Raw genomic sequence first — 2,830 nt, 5'->3', positions numbered from 1 at the left:
TTCCCAGCCAAAAATCTCCTGCGACTCATGGGTGCGCAAGCGCCCATAGCGCGGCTGCACGTTTATTACCTTCGACGCATCCAGACTGACGGTCTTGCAGATCACCGCGCCCCAACCCTCATCGAAGGCCTTGCCGATGACGTTCGCATTCGTCCCTGGCGGGCCCGAGGCAATTACGAACGGGTTAGGTAGCGTTAGCCCATCGACAGTCGTTGCGAGATCGGCCATGACAAATCTCTCAAAAAACGGGACGGCGTCTTTTTGTCTTCGTGATTAAAAATGGTAACGGCGCCGAAGCCGACAAGCCTCACGATTATGGCGGCGGTACTTCAAATCGCTTGTCTCTTAGAAAGATACCCTACGCCAAACGACGGTAGCAGTCTTCCGGCGGATTGCCTAGACTGACCCGGCGCCCGCCAGTTCTATGTGCGGATGGCTGGCAATAATGACGGCGCGGATCGTGTGCGGGCGGCCGAACAGCAGTTCCAAGACCCGGCGTTTATCGCCCGCAGCTGAGTGCGCAGGAGGCCTTGCCATGGACCCGTTTTTACAAGCCGCTCTCGACGAAGCCAAAGCTGGCCTCGCCGAACGAGGTATCCCGATCGGTTCCGTACTTGTTATCGATGGACGCATTGTCGGACGTGGCCACAATCGTCGCGTGCAACGCGGCAGCCCGACACTTCATGCCGAAATGGATTGTCTGGAGAACGCCGGGCGCCTGTCGGCGCGGGACTATCGTCGTGCCGTGCTGTACTCGACATTATCGCCATGCGACATGTGCAGCGGCACCGCGCTGCTGTACAAAGTGCCAAAGGTCGTGATCGGCGAGAACCAGACATTTCAAGGCCCCGAGGATTATGTACGGTCGCGCGGTGTCGAACTGGTAATCGTCAACGATGCCGAGTGCATTCGGCTGATGCGCGACTTTATCGCGGCCCGCCCTGATTTGTGGAACGAGGATATTGGCGAATAGGCTGTCGCGTGCGCCAGTCAAGAGCGCGCCCGTCGCTAGCAAGCAGCTCGTTGGCACCTGTGTAACAGCAGCGAATCGAACAGTCAGCCACTATGCTGCCGTGCCGTGTAGCAACTTTGAGGGATCATGACGCCATCATTCGCTCGCGGCCCCAGCGCCGCGCAGGCAGGCGATTTTGAACTGCCGCCTGACCTGAGCAATTCGCCCTACTACAGTCGCGATATGGCGCCCGTATCACGCGCCGAACGACGCTGGGGCTTGAAGGACATCGCCGTGCTGTGGGTTTCGATGTCCGCCTGCATCCCGACCTACATGCTGGCTTCCTCGCTCATCGACGAGGGAATGAGCTGGTGGCAGGCCGTGCTGACGATCTTTTTGGGGAACGTGATCGTGCTGTTGCCGATGGTGCTCAATGCCCATGCCGGCACCAAATACGGCATTCCGTTTCCGGTTTATTGCCGCGCGTCGTACGGAATTCTGGGGGCGAACGTGCCGGCCCTTTTGCGCGCGCTCGTGGCTTGTGGCTGGTTCGGCATCCAGACATGGATCGGTGGTTGGGCGATTTACACGATCTTGTCCATTTTCCTGCCAGCTTGGGATCGTGCGGAATTGATAGCGGGTCTGGGAGTAAGCGGGCCGCAGCTGGGATGCTTCCTGCTTTTCTGGACGATCAACATGATCGTTGTCTATCGGGGAATCGAGTCGATTCGCGTTTTGCTCAATATCAAGGCCCCCCTCCTGATCGTGCTAGGATTGGCGCTGCTAACCTGGGCTTATCATCGCGCCGGCGGTTTCGGAACGATGTTTTCGCAGCCGTCCGCATTTTCACCCGGCGGCCCCAAGGCGGGGCAATTCTGGATGTTTTTCTTTCCGGCACTAACGGCGAACGTGGGCTATTGGGCCACGTTATCGTTGAATATTCCGGACTTCAGCCGCTATGCCTACTCGCAGCGCGATCAGATTCTCGGTCAGGCCCTCGGCCTGCCGACCACCATGGGACTGTTTTCATTCATTGGCGTGGCGGTGACGTCGGCGGCCTTCGTCATTTATGCCGACATGCCGGTCGAAGAGCAGCGCCAACTGTGGGATCCTGTGTTTTTGCTCTCGCAGTTCCAGAACCCTGTGGTGCTGATCGTGGCGCTGGCGTCGCTTTGCTTAGCAACGCTAGCGACCAATATCGCTGCCAACGTGGTGAGCCCGGCGAATGATTTTGCGCATCTTTGGCCGCGACGCATCGGGTTTCGCGCGGGCGGATTGATCACGGGCGTGATCGGAGTGCTGATTCAACCTTGGAAGCTGATTGCCGACCCTAGCGGCTACATTTTTCGCTGGCTGGTCGCATATTCGGCCTTGCTAGGTGCGGTCGGCGGAATTCTAATTGCCGATTATTTTGTGGTCCGCCGCACGCGCCTCGACCTGGCCGGTCTTTACGCCCGGACAGGCCCTTACTGGTATCGCGGCGGATTCAATCCCGCGGCTCTGATCGCCACGGTGTTGGGCATCGCCCCGTGCGTCCCGGGCTTCTTGGCCACGGTGGGGGCAGCGGAATTCGCGCCGATTTGGACGGCGCTTTACCACTATGCCTGGTTCATCAGCTTCGGCATATCGTTGCTGTCGTATCTGGTGCTGACGAAATGGAGCAAGAGATGACCGGTCGACCCAGTGCCTCGGATGATCGAGTACGCCTGGCAGGATTCGAACCTGCGACCTACGGTTTAGGAAACCGTTGCTCTATCCCCTGAGCTACAGGCGCGGGAGTACCAAGTGTACCTGCGCGAGGGCGGCTTGGGCCAGGGCGATGATGTGGCGTCCGCGCCCGGTGACTGAGACCATTTTCGACCGGTTAACGGGGCGCAG

General features: G+C 59.1%; 3 protein-coding genes and 1 tRNA gene. 2 read left to right on the top strand and 2 right to left on the bottom strand.

Going from position 1 to position 2,830, the window contains the following annotated elements; genetic code table 11:
• The coding region (locus VGG64_21010; GenBank protein ID HEY1602095.1) for a hypothetical protein at positions 1-228 on the bottom strand (228 nt) is incomplete at its 3' end.
• Between the two features lie 307 nt (positions 229-535).
• On the opposite strand from VGG64_21010, the gene VGG64_21005 reads away from it, so the two are divergent.
• A complete protein-coding gene (locus tag VGG64_21005; protein HEY1602094.1) occupies positions 536-973 on the top strand; it encodes a nucleoside deaminase in 438 nt (145 codons plus the stop codon).
• A 126-nt stretch (positions 974-1,099) separates the two neighbouring features.
• Positions 1,100-2,623 carry an NCS1 family nucleobase:cation symporter-1 gene (locus VGG64_21000; protein HEY1602093.1) on the top strand — a complete coding sequence of 508 codons (1,524 nt, stop codon included), beginning with the start codon at positions 1,100-1,102 and terminating at the stop codon, positions 2,621-2,623.
• A gap of 30 nt (positions 2,624-2,653) precedes the next feature.
• Here the strand turns inward: VGG64_21000 and VGG64_20995 are convergent.
• Positions 2,654-2,726, bottom strand: a tRNA-Arg gene (locus VGG64_20995).
• Positions 2,727-2,830: the final 104 nt, after the last annotated feature.

This window comes from Pirellulales bacterium (assembly GCA_036490175.1).
GTDB lineage: Bacteria > Planctomycetota > Planctomycetia > Pirellulales > JACPPG01 > JACPPG01.
Note: the sequence above shows the minus strand (reverse complement) of the source record. Positions and strands in the feature narration are given on the sequence as shown.

Bases quoted from the DNA above. Each gene is read 5' to 3' on its own strand.
- VGG64_21005 (HEY1602094.1), top strand. From the start codon at position 536: ATGGACCCGTTTTTACAAGCCGCTCTCGACGAAGCCAAAGCTGGCCTC.
- VGG64_21000 (HEY1602093.1), top strand. From the start codon at position 1,100: ATGACGCCATCATTCGCTCGCGGCCCCAGCGCCGCGCAGGCAGGCGAT.